Source organism: Achromobacter xylosoxidans (assembly GCF_001457475.1).
Taxonomy (GTDB): Bacteria; Pseudomonadota; Gammaproteobacteria; order Burkholderiales; family Burkholderiaceae_B; genus Achromobacter; species Achromobacter xylosoxidans.
This window is the reverse complement of the sequence record NZ_LN831029.1, coordinates 6,489,268-6,504,094: the sequence shown is the minus strand read 5'-3', so window position 1 is coordinate 6,504,094 and position 14,827 is coordinate 6,489,268. Positions and strand designations below refer to the sequence as shown.

Annotated in this window: 15 protein-coding genes; 4 read left to right on the top strand and 11 right to left on the bottom strand. The window is 66.2% G+C overall.

Translation table 11 applies throughout. The features are described 5' to 3' along the window. The 4 genes from AT699_RS29340 to AT699_RS29325 form a co-directional block, all read right to left on the bottom strand. Positions 1-873 (bottom strand): branched-chain amino acid ABC transporter permease, encoded by an 873-nt coding sequence (locus AT699_RS29340; protein WP_006389841.1) that lies wholly within the window; start codon positions 871-873, stop codon positions 1-3. Between the two features lie 142 nt (positions 874-1,015). Further along, the gene (locus tag AT699_RS29335; RefSeq protein WP_006389842.1) at positions 1,016-2,179 is read right to left on the bottom strand and encodes an ABC transporter substrate-binding protein; all 1,164 of its coding nucleotides are present in this window, start codon (positions 2,177-2,179) and stop codon (positions 1,016-1,018) included. A 330-nt stretch (positions 2,180-2,509) separates the two neighbouring features. Next, on the bottom strand, positions 2,510-3,451 hold the full coding sequence (locus tag AT699_RS29330) for a LysR substrate-binding domain-containing protein (RefSeq protein WP_035184243.1): 942 nt from the start codon (positions 3,449-3,451) through the stop codon (positions 2,510-2,512). Between the two features lie 150 nt (positions 3,452-3,601). After that, entirely contained in the window at positions 3,602-4,234 is a 633-nt protein-coding gene (locus AT699_RS29325; RefSeq protein ID WP_006389844.1) for a LysE/ArgO family amino acid transporter, read from the bottom strand. A 149-nt stretch (positions 4,235-4,383) separates the two neighbouring features. Here AT699_RS29325 and AT699_RS29320 point away from each other — a divergent pair, with 149 nt between their 5' ends. Together AT699_RS29320 and AT699_RS29315 are read left to right on the top strand one after the other, a co-directional pair. Then, positions 4,384-5,283, top strand: a complete 900-nt coding sequence (locus AT699_RS29320) for a LysR family transcriptional regulator ArgP (RefSeq protein ID WP_006389845.1) — start codon at positions 4,384-4,386, stop codon at positions 5,281-5,283. Positions 5,284-5,302: 19 nt separating this feature from the next. After that, positions 5,303-5,794: a copper chaperone PCu(A)C gene (locus AT699_RS29315; protein WP_006389846.1), complete on the top strand. Its 492-nt coding sequence runs from the start codon at positions 5,303-5,305 to the stop codon at positions 5,792-5,794. Between the two features lie 105 nt (positions 5,795-5,899). On the opposite strand, the gene gdhA is transcribed toward AT699_RS29315, so the two are convergent. Both gdhA and AT699_RS29305 read right to left on the bottom strand, forming a co-directional pair. Further along, entirely contained in the window at positions 5,900-7,246 is a 1,347-nt protein-coding gene (gene gdhA / locus AT699_RS29310) for an NADP-specific glutamate dehydrogenase (protein ID WP_006389847.1), read from the bottom strand. 451 nt (positions 7,247-7,697) lie between these two features. Further along, entirely contained in the window at positions 7,698-8,486 is a 789-nt protein-coding gene (locus tag AT699_RS29305) for an exodeoxyribonuclease III (RefSeq protein WP_006389848.1), read from the bottom strand. 134 nt (positions 8,487-8,620) lie between these two features. Here AT699_RS29305 and pyrE point away from each other — a divergent pair, with 134 nt between their 5' ends. Further along, complete coding sequence (gene pyrE / locus AT699_RS29300; RefSeq protein ID WP_006389849.1) at positions 8,621-9,313, top strand: orotate phosphoribosyltransferase; 693 nt, start codon at positions 8,621-8,623, stop codon at positions 9,311-9,313. On the opposite strand, the gene AT699_RS31340 is transcribed toward pyrE, so the two are convergent. The 5 genes from AT699_RS31340 to gatC form a co-directional block, all read right to left on the bottom strand. After that, on the bottom strand, positions 9,228-9,806 hold the full coding sequence (locus AT699_RS31340) for a type II toxin-antitoxin system VapC family toxin (protein WP_006389850.1): 579 nt from the start codon (positions 9,804-9,806) through the stop codon (positions 9,228-9,230). The two genes, pyrE and AT699_RS31340, sit on opposite strands and share 86 nt — an antisense overlap. Further along, positions 9,803-10,054 (bottom strand): hypothetical protein, encoded by a 252-nt coding sequence (locus AT699_RS29295; protein ID WP_006389851.1) that lies wholly within the window; start codon positions 10,052-10,054, stop codon positions 9,803-9,805. The genes AT699_RS31340 and AT699_RS29295 overlap by 4 nt, the downstream gene beginning before the upstream one ends. 126 nt (positions 10,055-10,180) lie before the next feature. Continuing rightward, positions 10,181-11,638: an Asp-tRNA(Asn)/Glu-tRNA(Gln) amidotransferase subunit GatB gene (gatB, locus tag AT699_RS29290; RefSeq protein ID WP_024070673.1), complete on the bottom strand. Its 1,458-nt coding sequence runs from the start codon at positions 11,636-11,638 to the stop codon at positions 10,181-10,183. Between the two features lie 2 nt (positions 11,639-11,640). Next, the gene (gene gatA / locus AT699_RS29285) at positions 11,641-13,182 is read right to left on the bottom strand and encodes an Asp-tRNA(Asn)/Glu-tRNA(Gln) amidotransferase subunit GatA (protein WP_024070672.1); all 1,542 of its coding nucleotides are present in this window, start codon (positions 13,180-13,182) and stop codon (positions 11,641-11,643) included. 3 nt (positions 13,183-13,185) lie between these two features. Next, positions 13,186-13,494 carry an Asp-tRNA(Asn)/Glu-tRNA(Gln) amidotransferase subunit GatC gene (gene gatC / locus AT699_RS29280; RefSeq protein ID WP_006389855.1) on the bottom strand — a complete coding sequence of 103 codons (309 nt, stop codon included), beginning with the start codon at positions 13,492-13,494 and terminating at the stop codon, positions 13,186-13,188. A gap of 228 nt (positions 13,495-13,722) precedes the next feature. Here gatC and AT699_RS29275 point away from each other — a divergent pair, with 228 nt between their 5' ends. After that, positions 13,723-14,766 carry a rod shape-determining protein gene (locus AT699_RS29275; protein WP_006216320.1) on the top strand — a complete coding sequence of 348 codons (1,044 nt, stop codon included), beginning with the start codon at positions 13,723-13,725 and terminating at the stop codon, positions 14,764-14,766. Positions 14,767-14,827 lie beyond the last annotated feature (61 nt).

The window sequence follows — 14,827 nt, the reverse complement described above, 5'->3', positions numbered from 1 at the left end:
TTACACCTTCTTGATCGCGGTCTTGCCGAACAGGCCGGCGGGTTTGAAGGTCAGTACGAGCAGCAGCAGGACCAGTCCCGGCACGTCTTTGTACCCCGTCGAAAGATAGAAACCGGTGGTGGTCTCGGCGATCCCCAGGATCAGGCCGCCCACCACCACGCCCATGCCGCTGGACAGGCCGCCGATGATGGCGACCGCGAAGGCCTTCAGGCCCAGCACCGCGCCCATGGTGGCGCCGGTCAGCGTCAGCGGCGCCACCAGCACGCCCGCGAAGGCGGCCGTCAGCGACGACAGGGCATACGAAAACGTGATTACCATGCCGGTGTTGATGCCCATCAGCCCGGCGGCGTCGCGGTCGTTGGACGTGGCGACGAAAGCCTTGCCGTAGATGGACTTGCGGTTGAACAGTTCCACCAGCAGCATCATGGCCAGCGCGCCGAACACCACCAGCAGTTCCATCGGCAGCACGTTCGCGCCCAGCACCTCGATCGGCGCCTCGGGCAGCGGCGAGGGGAATCGCAGGTCGTCGCGGCCCCAGATGTTCTCGGCCACGTTCTTGAAGATGATGCCCAGGGCGATGGTGGCCATGATCCAGCCGAATTCGGATCGCGTCTTGATGGCCGGCCGCACGCCGACCCGCTCGACCAGCGCGCCTTGCGCGAAGCCGAAGATGCAGACGATGGGGATCATGACCCAATAGTTCACGCCCAGGCCGACCAGCGTGAGCCCGACCAGCGCGCCCAGCATCAGGGCTTCGCCCTGGCCGAAGTTCAGGGTGCCGGATGTGGCGAAAGTGAGCTGGTACCCGAACGCGATGACGGCATAGATCATGCCCAGCGCGATACCGCTATAGATAAGCTGTAGAAGAATCATGGTGTGTGTCGTGAGGCGCTGTGTTCCGTCCCAACCCCCTTGGGCAGAACGCTGTTGTCAGGCGACTGCATGCCGGCGCCCCGCGCGCGGGAACGCCGGCGGCGGCGGCTGGGCAGCCGCCGCCGCACTGCTTCGGACGAACTTAGTTGGCCTTGACCACGCGGCCGCCCTTGACCTCGCCGATGACCACTTCCTTGGCGCCGATGGCGTCGTGGTTGTCGTGGGTGAAGGGCTTGTTGTAGGTCATCACCACGCCCTCGACCGGCGTCTGCAGGTTCTCGAGCGCTTCACGGATCTTCGGGCCTTCGGTGGAGTTGGCCTGCTTGATGGCGGCAGCCAGCAGGAAGATCGAGTCATAGCCCTGGGCCGCCGACACCGGCGAGTCGATGCGATTGTTCTTGGGCTTGAACTTGGCCAGGTAGGCATCGATGAAGGCCTTGCGCTTGGGCGTATCCGGATCCTGGATGAAGGTCTGCGGCATGCGCGCGCCTTCGCCGTTGGCGCCGGAGTTGTCGATGTAGTTGGCCATCGACAGCGTCCAGCTGCCGATGATCGGCACCTTCCAGCCCAGCTTGGCCATGCCGTTGGCGATCTGCGCCAGCTCGGGGCCGATGCCGTAGGTCAGCACGGCTTCGGCGCCCGCGGCCTTGGCCTTGAGCAGCTGGGCCGTCATGTCGACGTCCTTGATGTTGAACTTCTCGACGGCCACAGGCTTGATGCCCTTGGCGTCCAGGGCCTTTTCCAGGTCCTCGCGGCCGAGCTGGCCGTAGTTGGTGGAGTCGGCCAGGATCGCGACCTTCTTGAAGCCGCGGCGGGTGATGGCCTCTTCGACGATCATCGGCGCCTGGATGCTGTCGTGCGCCGCGTTGCGGAATACGTAGTTGTCCGGGTATTCGGGCGCCTTGAACTGGTGCGTGATGACGCTGCCGGTGGCCACGTTGTTGAACACCGGGATCTTGGCGTCCTGGTAGAAGCGTTGCGAGGCCAGCGCCACGCCGGTGTTGATGTAGCCGACCGTGGCGGTGACCTGTTCCTTGTTGATCAGTTCCTGGGCGATCTGCACGCCGCGCTCGTTCTTGGCTTCGTCGTCGCGTTCCACCGCGACCAGTTGCCGGCCGAGCACGCCGCCATTCTTGTTGATTTCCTCGATGGCCAGGCGCACGCCGTCGCGCATGCTCACCCCCATGGAGGAAGAGCCGCCCGTATAGGGGCCGGCCACGCCGATCTTGATGGGGTCGGCGGCGTAGCCCGCGGCCGATACGGCAAAAGCAAGGGTTCCTGCAAGCAGCTTCAAACGAAAATCCATGGATGTCTCCGTTGTAATTGGTAGAACTGCGTGGAAAACCGTGTGCCGGCGCCAGGCGGCGTGAAGAAGGTGGGTGGCGCACTCCTGTTGCGTGTTGTGACTGTCTGCTTAATCGCTTACGCGAATCTGACCCGGCGGGGTTTTTCCGCGTAAATACCTAGTACCGTCGCACCCGCCGACGGCCCGGCATTGCGATGCAGCATGGGACGGCCAAAGATCGGGGCAGGCCCGGCGCGCGGAGCCGGTTTGCGCGCGCAGGCCATGTTGGGCGCATGCTAGCCAGCGACGCGCGGCGGTGCGCGGAATTTCCTTCCGCCCGGGGCTGGAAATTTATTCCGGCTTGGCCGAAGAAGCCCGTGGCCATTGGGCCGCGCGTTCACAGACGGCGGCCAGCCATAGGGAAAACGCTTGGGCCGCGCCGCCCGGAGGGCGCGAGATTTCAGTACACAGGTAGTACTGGGATTCACCCGCCGTCTCGATGTCGAGCACCCGCAGCAATTTGCCCTCGTCCAGCCACTCGGCCGCCAGCGTGCGGCGGGTCAGCGCGATGCCCTGGCCGGCTCGGGCCGCCGCCAGCATCATGCCCAGGTCGACCAGCCAGACGCCGCGCGCGGGTTCGGGCCAGTCGAGCCCGGCCGCCGCCAGCCAGGGACGCCATGGCTCCATCGGGCAGCGCAGCAGGGCGGCGCGCGACAGGTCCTGCGGGCGTTCGAACGGCCCGTGCGCATCGCGGTAGGCGGGCGAGCAGACCGCAAACACCGGATCTGTGGTCAGCGGCCGCGCGTGCAGGCCGGGATATTTGCCGCTGCCGAAGCGGATCCAGACGTCCGCGTTCGGCGGCATGATGTCCAGGTAGGGAATGGACAGCATGATTTCCAGCTCGACGTCCGGGTGCGCGGCGGTGAAGCCAGGCAGGGCGGGGATCAGCACCTGGCGGGCAAAGGTCGGGGTGGACACCACCCGCAGGGGTTCGAGCTTGGGCTCGCCGCGCTTGTGCAGCGAGGCATCGGACAGCAGGTCCAGCGCGGTGCGCACTTGTTCCAGGTATTCGCGCCCGGCGGCGCTCAGGGTGGCGCCGCGGCTGCTACGGATGAACAGGGTGACGTCCAGCTGCGCCTCGAGCGCGGCGATGCGCTTGCCGATGGCGCTGGCGGTGACGAACAGTTCTTCGCTGGCGCGCTCGAACGAGCCGAGCCGGGCGGCGGCCTCGAAGGCCTGGATGGCGGCCAGCGGCGGCAGGCGCACGTCTTTGGAAGGGGAGGGTCCGCGCATGATCGTCTGGCGGGCCGGCCATGCGCCCGACGAAAGAGTGGCAACGCGGCGATTATAAAAGTGCCTGGCTGGCTAGCCCGTCCCCGTATTTCCGCCGCCTGCGCAACGACCCGTCCCGTAGCCGTCCAGCCAGCGCGACTGCGCCAACCCTCAGACGCCCTTGACCGCCAGGCTGATCGCCAGGCCCGCCATGACCACGGCGATGACGCCGTCGAGCACGCGCCAGGCCGAGGCGCTGGCGAAGAAGCGCGCGAACAGGCGCGAGCCGATGCCCAGCACGGCCAGCCACAGCAGGCTGGCGGTGAAGGCGCCGGCGGCGAACGCCATGCGGGCATCCTCGAAACCGTGGGCCAGCGAGCCCACCACCACCATGTCGAGCCAGAAATGCGGGTTCAGCAACGAAAAGCCCAGCGCGCCCAGCATCGCGGCGCGGCGCGAGGGCACCACGTCGCGCGCGGCGGCCAGCCCGCCGGTGGCGTTCCAGGCGCGGCGCGCCGATTGCAGCGCGTACCAGGACAGGAAGGCCACGCCGAACCACAGCACCGCCGTGGTCAGCCAGGGGAACCAGGCCGTCAAGGCCTGCAGGCCCGACACGCTGGCGAAGATGAAGACGGCGTCGATCAACGCGCAGATGGCAACCACCGACAGCAGGTGCGCGCGCATCAATCCCTGGCGCAGGATGAATGCGCTTTGCGCGCCGACGACGGCGAACAGGCCCAGCCCCGTGGCCGTGCCGCTGGCCCAGGCGGTGAGAAAGAGGGGAGATGACAACGTGGCGAACATGACGCGAACCTTTTGACTGCAACGCCTTGTGGCGGCGCTTGGAATACCGGGCCGGCAGCGTTGCGCATGCCGACAATGCATCATTTTCGCTTGTCACTGGTATGAAATACAGCTAATTTTCCTTCATTATCTTAAGCAAAACTAATTCTATGAAAATCGATCACGGCAACCTGCGCGCCCTGGCGGCGGTGGTGCGCGAAGGCAGTTTCGAACGCGCCGCGTTGGCGTTGAGCGTGACGCCGTCGGCGGTGTCGCAGCGGATCAAGGCGCTCGAAGACCGCATGGGAAGGCTGCTGGTCCAGCGCACCGTGCCCGCCGCGGCCACCGGCGATGGCCAGGTGCTGGTGCAGCTGGCCGAGCAGACCGCGCTGCTGGAACACGACGCGCTGAACCGGCTGGGCGTGGCGGACGACGACGTGCCGCACGCCAGCATCCCCATCGCGGTCAACCACGACAGCCTTGAGACCTGGTTCGTCGAGGCGGCGCTGCAGTTCTCCAGCCGTACCCGCGCCACGCTCGACATGCAGTCCGAGGACCAGGACCACACCGCCGCGCTGCTGCGCAACGGGTCGGTGCTGGGCGCGGTGACGACGCTGGCCGATCCGGTGCAAGGCTGCCGCATCCATGCGCTGGGCAGCATGCGCTATGTGGCGACGTGTACCCCGGCCTTCCACAAGCGCTATTTCGCGCAGGGCGTGAATGCGCAGACACTGGCGCAGGCGCCGGTGCTGGTGTTCAACCGCAAGGATGCGTTGCAGGCCCGTTTCGCCCACAAGATCTCGGACCCGGCGCCATGGCAACCGCCGGTCTGGTGGGTGCCGTCGACCCGCGCCTTCGTGCAGGCCACCCTGGGGGGCCTGGGCTGGACCATGAATCCGCTGCCACTGGTGCAGGAACACCTTGATGCAGGTCATCTGATGCTGCTGCGGGGCCGCGCCTGGGAGGACGTGCCGCTGTACTGGCAGCATTGGCGGGTAAACTCCGAAGCGATGGAAGCTTTGACCGACTCGGTTCTGTCAGCCGCCCGCAGCCTGGTCCGGCGGCGTTAACCCATAGGAGAACACCCCCATGAACATCCGCAAGTTCGCCGCTATTGCCGTCCTGGGCCTGTGCGCGGCCGGTTCGGCCTGGGCCAAGGACTACAAGGTCGGCCAGGTCGAGATCGACGATCTCTGGGTGCGCGCGTCCGCCCCGGGCCAGTCCAACGGCGCCGGCTACATGGACATCGACAACGATGCAAAGACCCCCGATCGCCTGCTGTCGATCTCGTCCGACGCCGCCGAGCGGGTCGAGCTGCACACGGTCGAGACCACCAACGGCGTGGCCAAGATGCGCCAGGTCGAGGGCGGCATCGCGCTGCCGGCCGACGGCGAGGTCAAGCTGGCCCCCGGGGGTTACCACGTCATGTTCATCAAGCTGAAGGCGCCGTTCGCCGAAGGCGCCACGGTGCCCGCCACGTTGAAGTTCGAGAAGGCGGGCGAGGTGGCGGTGCAGTTCAAGGTCAAACCGGCCTCGCACAACCCCGGCATGAGCCACGATCACGGCGCGATGAAGCACTGATCCCGCCGCGCGCGGCCCAGAACAAAAAAAGGCGGCAGGCTCGAACAGCCTGCCGCCTTTTTTGTCGCTGGCCGGTACCCCCACAATGGGGCGCCGGCCTGTCGATCAGTACAGCCCTTGCTGGCGCATCGCGTCGGCGACCTTGACGAAGCCGGCGATGTTGGCGCCGTCCAGGTAGTTCACGTATTCGCGCTCGCTGTGGCCGTGGCGCACGCAATTCTCGTGGATATCGCGCATGATGGCGTGCAGGCGCGCGTCCACTTCCTCGCGGGTCCATGCCAGGCGGGCCGAGTTCTGGGCCATTTCCAGGCCCGACACGGCCACGCCGCCGGCGTTGCTGGCCTTGCCCGGCGCGTACAGCACGCGGGCGGCGATGAAGGCCTTGGCGGCGTCCAGAGTGGCGGGCATGTTGGCGCCTTCGGCCACGCATTGCACGCCGTTCTTGATCAGCGTTTCGGCATCGGCCAGCTCCAGCTCGTTCTGGGTGGCGCAGGGCAGGGCCACGTCCACCGGCACGTGCCAGGGACGCTTGCCGGGCTCATAGACCAGACCGAACTGGCGGGCATAGGTGTCCAGGCGGCCGCGCAGGTCGTTCTTGACGTGCATCAGCGCCACCAGCTTTTCGTGGTTGAAGCCGGCTTCGTCGACCACCGTGCCGTTCGAGTCGGACACCGTCACCACCTTGGCCCCCAGCGCCATGGCCTTTTCGATGGCGTACTGGGCCACGTTGCCCGAACCCGAGACCGACACGCGCAGGCCGTCGAACGACTTGCCGACGCGCTTGAGCATTTCCTCGGCGAAGTAGACGGTGCCGTAGCCGGTGGCTTCGGGGCGGATCAGGCTGCCGCCGAAGGTCAGGCCCTTGCCGGTGAAGACGCTGGCGGTGGAGTTCGACAGTTTTTTCATCATGCCGGCCATGAAGCCGACTTCACGCGCGCCCACGCCGATATCGCCGGCCGGCACGTCGGTGTCCGGGCCCAGGTGGCGGTACAGCTCGATCATCAGGGCCTGGCAGAAGCGCATGACTTCGGCGTCGGACTTGCCCTTGGGGTCGAAGTCGGAGCCGCCCTTGCCGCCGCCCATGGGCAGCGTGGTCAGCGAGTTCTTCAGGGTCTGCTCGAACGCCAGGAACTTCAGGATCGACAGGTTCACCGAGGGGTGGAAACGCATGCCGCCCTTGAATGGTCCGATGGCCGAACTGTGCTGGATGCGGAAAGCGCGGTTGACCTGCGCCTGGCCCTTGTCGTCGGTCCAGCACACGCGGAACTGGATCACGCGTTCCGGTTCCACCAGGCGCTCGAGCAAAGCGTGCTCGGCGTAGTGGGGGTGCTTTTCGATGAAAGGCCACAGACTCAGCATCACCTCCTGGACGGCTTGCATGAATTCCGGTTGCTGCGGATCGCGCACGGCGACGCTACGCAGGAAGTCGTCCAGACGCTGCACTTTCAACATGATCTCCTTGGGGGGCGCTTCGAATGAGTGCGGAGATGCGCTGTTTCGGGGCGTCGAATCTCCGTTTTGGTGCGGATTGCACCGGCTTGGTGCGAGATTGTAGGGCTAATTTGTTGCCCTGCGCAAAACGGCGGGCTGCTCCATCACCTTGATATCAAAGCGCTTTTTTCTTTAATTATTGGGGTCGCATTGCGGTTTGGAGGGCGGGGAGATCACCCCGGGTTCCATAGAGAGAAGGGTGGGACATTGAATTCACAGGGAAAATTAATGCGTCCCCAATATAATGCCAAGTTCACGGCAGGAAAGGCATGGGCGCTTCATAGGGGAATGCACCCGGCAGCGGGGGCAGAGTCCTATATTTGCCGGGCGGATTTCTTATGATGTGTCCCTAATTATACTTTGCGCCAGATCATGCGCCAGGCGGTGGAACGGACGTCCCACCGCCTGGTTGCTACAGCGTGGCGTCGTAGTCGATCGTCAGCGGCGCGTGGTCGGAAAAGCGTTCGTCTTTATAGATCGCGACGCTGCGGGCGCGGGCGGCGATGCCGGGCGTGGCGATCTGGTAATCGATACGCCACCCGACGTTCTTGGCCCAGGCCTGGCCGCGGTTGCTCCACCAGGTGTACTGGTCCGGCCGCTCGTCGATGGTGCGGAACACGTCGACGAAGCCGCGCTTGTCGAACACGTCGGTCAGCCAGGCGCGTTCCTCGGGCAGGAAACCGGAATTCTTCAGGTTGCCCTTCCAGTTCTTCAGGTCGATTTCCTTGTGGGCGATGTTCCAGTCGCCGCAGATGACGAATTCGCGGCCGGTCTTCTTGTGCTCGTGCATCAGTTCGTCGATCCACGGACCGAAGCGGTCCAGGAAGCGGTACTTGGCCTGCTGGCGTTCGTCGCCGCTGGAGCCCGAGGGCAGGTAGGCGCTGATGACCGACAGGTTCTTCCAGTCGGCGCGGATGATGCGGCCCTCGGGATCGAATTCTTCGCAGCCCAGGCCGATGCTGACGCGCTCGGCCGCATCACGCAGATAGATGCCGACGCCGCTGTAGCCTTTCTTGACGGCATGGTGGAAGTGGCCGGTGTAGCCGGGCGGGTGGCGCAGATCCTCGGTCAGATCCTCGTCCGACACCTTGATTTCCTGCAGGCACAGCACGTCGGCGGCGTGCTTTTCCATCCAGGGTTGCAGGCCCTTGCGGAAGGCGGACCGGATGCCATTGAGGTTGATCGACGTGATGCGCAGCAAAGCGGGACTCCTGTAGAGCGGCCGGGAACGGCCGGAACAATGCCAGGAATTTAACCGACTGGGCGACGTTGCCCGGCAATAGCCCCGACAACGGATAAAATGCCGGGGTTTGCCACCTCTCGGACCCCGCTCGCATGTCTGCCGCCCATTCTGCCAACTCCGCCACCTCGCTTGATTTTGTCCGCTTCGCCCTGAACGAAGGCGTGCTGCGCTTCGGCAGCTTCAAGGTCAAGTCCGGCCGTATCAGTCCCTATTTCTTCAATGCGGGCCTGTTCAACAGTGGTGGTTCGGTCGGCAAGCTGGCAGGCTTCTATGCGCAGGCGCTGCTGGATTCGGGCGTGGCCTTCGATATGCTGTTCGGCCCGGCCTACAAGGGCATCCCGCTGGCCACGGCCACCGCCGTCGCGCTGGCCAACCACCCGGCGATGCAGGGCCGCGGCGACGTGCCGTTCGCCTACAACCGCAAGGAAGCCAAGGACCACGGCGAAGGCGGCACCCTGGTGGGCGCGCCGCTCAAGGGCAAGGTCGTCATCATCGACGACGTGATCACCGCGGGCACCTCGGTGCGCGAGTCGGTGGAGATCATCCGCAACGCCGGCGCCGAGCCGGCTGCCGTGCTGATCGCCATGGACCGCATGGAGCGGGCGGGTGCCGACGATGCGCTGTCGGCGCACTCGGCGGTGCAGGACGTGGCCAAGACCTATGGCATCCCGGTGGTGGCGATTGCATCGCTGGCGGACATCATGGCGCTGCTGCAGGACGACGCCGCGTTTGCCGAGCACCGCGATGCGGTGCAGGCGTACCGGACGAAGTACGGGGTGAAGTAAATCCGGGCCGGTGGGACTTGGCCTGCCGGCTGCCGTATCGGGTCGCCGGGGACTCCAGCCTGCTGGCCGGCGCTTCAGGGCCGATGACGACGACATCGCAGGCACATGCCGCTTGCGCCAGGCGCTTGTCGAAGGTGGCCAGTGCGGCATCGTGCCAAAGCGCAAGTTCCAGGTACGACGCGTCGTACACCGTGAGGGCGTGTTCCCGGGCAAGCGCGACACAGCGCGGCAGCCAGGTGGTGGCAGGGCGGTTCTCGTTGACCACCGGCGCCATCTTCAACCGCGTCGAAAATTTTTTCAGCATGTCTGGCGTGGCTTGCCGCAACCGTTCGATGCGTAACGCTCCCTGGGCGACTTCCAGCTTCCAGATCAATGGGACAAGCGCGGGCTTGTCAATCAGGCCTTCCAGTATCGTGAGCGCTTGCCCACTGTGGGTCTGGCTGGGCAATTGCAGCCAGCTCAGGGCAACCGACGCATCGAGCACGAGCTTCATTCGCGTATCCCCTTCACGGCGTACCACCAGGTGGCGTCGTCCACATACGGGATGCCCTTGAGTTGCTTGAGTTCCTCGATCGCGCGGTGCGCCTCTTCGGTCAGCAGCGGGTTGACCCGCCAGAACTGAGCATACGCCATGCCGTCCCGGGTGATGACGACGCGGGTCCCGGTATGGGCCGCTTCAATGAGTTCATTCAGTCGCTCGGCGACCTGTTCTTGCGGAACGGATAGATAGGGGGTGGTCATGGCCAAGTCTCCGGCGCGAAATCGACCGAACCATTCTTGGCCAAACAAAAAGCCGCGGCAAGATGCCGCGGCCTTAGGTTCGGTCTGATACTGCGCCGGCCCCCATGAAAGCGGGCCGGCCGGGGATCAGTTGTCCAGCTTCTGCTTGAGCAGGTCGTTGACCTGTTGCGGGTTGGCCTTGCCGCGCGCGGCCTTCATGATCTGGCCGACCAGCGAGTTGAACGCCTTCTGCTTGCCGGCGCGGTATTCCTCGACGATGGCCGGATTGGCCGCCAGCACCTCGTCGATCATGGCGCCGATGGCGCCGCTGTCGCTGATCTGCTTGAGGCCGCGGGCTTCGATGATGGCGTCGGGCTGGCCGCCGTTCTCGCCGGCCCACATGGCGCCGAACACTTCACGCGCGATCTTGTTGGAGATGGTGCCGTCGATGATGCGGTTGATCAGCGCGGCCAGGGCCGGCGCCTGCACCGGCGCGTCGGCGATGGCCTTTTCTTCCTTGTTCAGGGTGGCGGCCACTTCGCCCATGATCCAGTTGGCGGCCAGCTTGGCCTGGCCGGCCGGCAGCGCGTGCGCCACGGCCTCGAAGTAGGCGGCCAGGTCGCGGCTGACGGTCAGCTGCGCGGCGTCGTAGGCCGACAGGCCGTACTCGGATTCGAAGCGGGCGCGCTGGGCGGCCGGCAGCTCCGGCATGGCGGCGCGGACCTCGTCCACCCACTCGCGCGAGATCACGAGCGTGGGCAGGTCGGGATCGGGGAAGTAGCGGTAGTCGTGCGCGTCTTCCTTGCTGCGCATGCTGCGGGTTTCGTCGCGGTCGGCGTCGTACAGGCGGGTTTCCTGGACCACCGTGCCGCCGTCCTCGATCAGCTCGATCTGGCGCCGCGCTTCGTAGGTGATGGCGCGTTCCAGGAAGCGGAACGAGTTGACGTTCTTGATCTCGGTGCGGGTGCCGAATTCCTTCTGGCCCACCGGGCGCACGGACACGTTGGCATCGCAGCGGAACGAACCTTCCTGCATGTTGCCGTCGCAGATGCCCAACCAGACCACCAGGCTGTGCAGCGCGCGGGCGTAGGCCACGGCCTCGGCGGCCGAGCGCATTTCGGGTTCGGTCACGATTTCAAGCAGCGGCGTGCCGGCGCGGTTCAGGTCGATGCCGCTGGCCGGCGAGCCGTTTGCCAGCGTGAAGTTCTCGTGCGAGGACTTGCCCGCGTCTTCTTCGAGGTGGGCGCGCGTCAGGTTGACGGTTTTTTCTTCCTCGCCCACGAAGAACGACAGCGAACCGCCCACTACCACCGGCAGCTCATACTGGCTGATCTGGTAGCCCTTGGGCAGATCGGGGTAGAAGTAGTTCTTGCGCGCAAATACCGAGCGCGGCGCGATCTCGGCGCCCACGGCCAGGCCGAAGCGGATGGCGCGTTCGGCGGCGCCGCGGTTCATGACCGGCAGGCTGCCCGGCAAGGCCAGGTCGACTTCGTTGGCGTGGGTGTTGGGCGCGGCGCCGAATTCGGTGCTGCTGCCCGAAAAGATCTTGGAGTCGGTGGAAAGCTGGGTATGCGTTTCCAGGCCGATGACGATTTCCCAGTTCATGCTTAGGCGTCCTGCTGGGCCGGCGTGGCCTTGTGCCACGTCGTGACTTGTTGGTAGCGGTCGGCGATGGCCAGGAGGCGGCCTTCGTCGAAGTAGTTGCCGATGATCTGCAGGCCGACGGGGCGCTTGGCGCCGGCGCCGGTGCCGAAACCGCAAGGGATCGACATGGCCGGCAGGCCCGCCAGGCTGACGCCCAGCGTGTAGACGTCGGCCAGCCAGTCGGCGGTGGGGTCGTCGCGGTTGTCGCCGATGTTCTTGGCGACCGTGGGGGTCACCGGGCCCATGATGACGTCGCACTGGCCGGCGAAGGCGCGCTGGAAGTCCTGGGCGATCATGCGGCGCAGGCGCTGGGCCTGCAGGTAGTAGGCGTCGTAATAGCCGTGCGACAGCACGTAGGTGCCGATCAGGATGCGGCGCTTGACCTCGTCGCCGAAGCCTTCGGCGCGCGAGCGGCTGATCATCTCGTTCAGGTCGCCGTACTGTGCGGCGCGATGGCCGTAGCGCACGCCGTCGTAGCGCGCCAGGTTGCTCGACGCTTCGGCGGGGGCGATGACGTAGTAGGCGGGGATGGCCAGCTCGGTGCGCGGTAGCGACACCGGCACGCGCACCGCGCCCAGCGTTTCGAACTGGGCCAGCGCGGCCTGCACCGCGGCGGCCACGTCCGGCGCCAGGCCGGCGCCGAAGTATTCCTCGGGCACGCCGATGCGCAAGCCCTTCAGGGGCTGGCTGCCGGCCGCGTCGAACTTGCCTTGCGCGGCATCGAAATCGCGCCGCACGCGGCCCGGTTCGTTGGCGGCGGCATCGCATTTTTCCAGGCTGGTGGCGTCGCGCGGGTCGAAGCCGCTGATGACGTCCAGCAGTTCGAGCAGGTCGCGGCTGCTGGGGGCCAGCGGGCCGGCCTGGTCCAGGCTGGAGCCGAAGGCCACCATCCCGTAGCGCGAGACGGTGCCGTAGGTCGGCTTGATGCCGCTGACGCCGCACAGCGCGGCGGGCTGGCGCACCGAACCGCCGGTGTCGGTGCCGGTGGTGGCGGCCACCAGGCGGGCGGCGACGGCCGCGGCCGAACCGCCCGACGAACCGCCGGGCACGGCGGCCGGGTCCCACGGATTGCGGACCACGCCGTAGGCCGAATTCTCGTTGCCCGAGCCCATGGCGAACTCGTCGCAGTTGAGCTTGCCCAGCGACACGGCGCCGGCGGCCTGCAGGCGCTCGACCACGGTGGCGTCGAACGGACTGACGTAGCCGTCCAGCATCTTGCTGCCGGCGGTGGTGCGCCAGCCGCGGGTGACGAAGGCGTCCTTGTGGGCGATGGGCACGCCGGCCAGGGGGCCGGCGTTGCCGGCGGCCAGCGCGGCGTCGGCGGCGCGGGCCTGGGCCAGCGTCAATTCGGCGTCAATATGTAAGAAGGCGTTCAGGCCGCTGGCCGCGTCGGCGGCCGCCAGCGAGCTTTGCGCCAGCTCGACGGCGCTGACCTGGCGTTGGGCGAGGGCCGCGCGCAGGGCGGCGATCCCCTCGAATTGGGTGTGCAGGGCGGGTTGGGTCATGGCTTAGTCGAGAACCTTGGGGACCAGGAAAAGGCCGTCCTGGGCATCGGGGGCGTTGGCCAGCAGTTCGGCGCGGCGGGCCTCCGAGGCGGTTTCGGTGACCGCGTCCTGGCGCAGGCGCAGCACGATGTCCTCGTGGGCGGACAGCGGGTGGGCCAGGGGTTCGACGCCTTGGGTGTCGACGGCCTGCAGCCGTTCGATCAGGTGGAGGATGCCATTGAGCTCGGCTTGCGCGTGGCCGCGCTGGTCCGGGGTCAGTTCGATTCTGGCCAGCCTGGCAATGCGGGCCACATCTGTGTCATTGAGCGCCATGGGGATTGCGAATATCGAGAAGCGAAGGCCGAGGGGCGGGACTGGGCAGTATGCACATGCCAAACCCGTTACAAAGCTTGAATAGCCTGCATTTATGCGCTATTTCCGGGGAAATTATAAGTTATGATTCACGGTTTAATCGCCGTGATGACAGGCGCACCCAGGCTTTCCCGGGTGGTACGCCCCGCGGCATGACCCCAATTCCCCCCAGAATTTAGCTGAGCTCCCATGTTCGGATTCCTGCGCAGTTATTTTTCCAGCGATATGGCGATCGACCTCGGTACCGCCAATACGCTGATCTACGTCCGCGGCAAGGGCATCGTGCTCGACGAGCCCTCCGTGGTCGCGATCCGTCATGAAGGCGGGCCTCACGGCAAGAAGATCATCCAGGCCGTCGGCCACGAAGCCAAGCAGATGCTCGGCCGCGTGCCCGGCAACATCGAGGCCATCCGGCCCATGAAGGACGGCGTCATCGCCGACTTCACGGTCACCGAGCAGATGCTCAAGCAGTTCATCCGCATGGTGCACCCCCGCAACATGCTGGCGCCCAGCCCGCGCATCATCGTCTGCGTGCCCTGCGGCTCCACCCAGGTTGAACGCCGCGCCATCCGCGAATCGGCCCTCGGCGCCGGCGCCTCGCACGTGTTCCTGATCGAAGAACCCATGGCCGCGGCCATCGGCGCCGGCCTGGCCGTCTCCGACGCCAGCGGCTCCATGGTCGTCGACATCGGCGGCGGCACCACCGAAGTGGCGGTCATCTCGCTGGGCGGCATGGTCTACAAGGGTTCGGTGCGCGTCGGTGGCGACAAGTTCGACGAGGCCATCGTCAACTACATCCGCCGCAACTACGGCATGCTGATCGGCGAACCCACCGCCGAACTCATCAAGAAGGAAATCGGCTCGGCGTTCCCGGGTTCCGAAGTCCGCGAAATCGAAGTCAAGGGCCGCAACCTGGCCGAAGGCGTGCCGCGCAGCTTCACGGTCTCGTCCAACGAGATCCTGGAATCGCTGACCGATCCGCTCAACCAGATCGTATCGGCCGTCAAGATCGCCCTGGAACAGACCCCGCCCGAACTCGGCGCCGACATCACCGACAAGGGCATCGCCCTGACCGGCGGTGGCGCGCTGCTGCGCGACCTCGACCGCCTGCTGCAGGAAGAGACCGGCCTGCCGGTGGTGGTTGCCGATGATCCCCTGACCTGCGTCGTGCGCGGCTGCGGCGAGGCGCTGGAACATCTTGAGAAACTGGGCGCGATCTTCATCAACGACTAATACCGCCCGCCAGCCCGGAGCCCCGCTTTTCCACGGCTCCGGCCGCTGCGGGGGCTGCGGG

Excerpts from the sequence above, each read along its gene's own strand:
- AT699_RS29340 (WP_006389841.1), bottom strand. The coding sequence starts at position 873 with ATGATTCTTCTACAGCTTATCTATAGCGGTATCGCGCTGGGCATGATC.
- AT699_RS29335 (WP_006389842.1), bottom strand. The coding sequence starts at position 2,179 with ATGGATTTTCGTTTGAAGCTGCTTGCAGGAACCCTTGCTTTTGCCGTA.
- AT699_RS29330 (WP_035184243.1), bottom strand. The coding sequence starts at position 3,451 with ATGCGCGGACCCTCCCCTTCCAAAGACGTGCGCCTGCCGCCGCTGGCC.
- AT699_RS29325 (WP_006389844.1), bottom strand. The coding sequence starts at position 4,234 with ATGTTCGCCACGTTGTCATCTCCCCTCTTTCTCACCGCCTGGGCCAGC.
- AT699_RS29320 (WP_006389845.1), top strand. The coding sequence starts at position 4,384 with ATGAAAATCGATCACGGCAACCTGCGCGCCCTGGCGGCGGTGGTGCGC.
- AT699_RS29315 (WP_006389846.1), top strand. The coding sequence starts at position 5,303 with ATGAACATCCGCAAGTTCGCCGCTATTGCCGTCCTGGGCCTGTGCGCG.
- gdhA (WP_006389847.1), bottom strand. The coding sequence starts at position 7,246 with ATGTTGAAAGTGCAGCGTCTGGACGACTTCCTGCGTAGCGTCGCCGTG.
- pyrE (WP_006389849.1), top strand. The coding sequence starts at position 8,621 with ATGTCTGCCGCCCATTCTGCCAACTCCGCCACCTCGCTTGATTTTGTC.
- AT699_RS31340 (WP_006389850.1), bottom strand. The coding sequence starts at position 9,806 with ATGAAGCTCGTGCTCGATGCGTCGGTTGCCCTGAGCTGGCTGCAATTG.
- AT699_RS29295 (WP_006389851.1), bottom strand. The coding sequence starts at position 10,054 with ATGACCACCCCCTATCTATCCGTTCCGCAAGAACAGGTCGCCGAGCGA.
- gatB (WP_024070673.1), bottom strand. The coding sequence starts at position 11,638 with ATGAACTGGGAAATCGTCATCGGCCTGGAAACGCATACCCAGCTTTCC.
- gatA (WP_024070672.1), bottom strand. The coding sequence starts at position 13,182 with ATGACCCAACCCGCCCTGCACACCCAATTCGAGGGGATCGCCGCCCTG.
- gatC (WP_006389855.1), bottom strand. The coding sequence starts at position 13,494 with ATGGCGCTCAATGACACAGATGTGGCCCGCATTGCCAGGCTGGCCAGA.
- AT699_RS29275 (WP_006216320.1), top strand. The coding sequence starts at position 13,723 with ATGTTCGGATTCCTGCGCAGTTATTTTTCCAGCGATATGGCGATCGAC.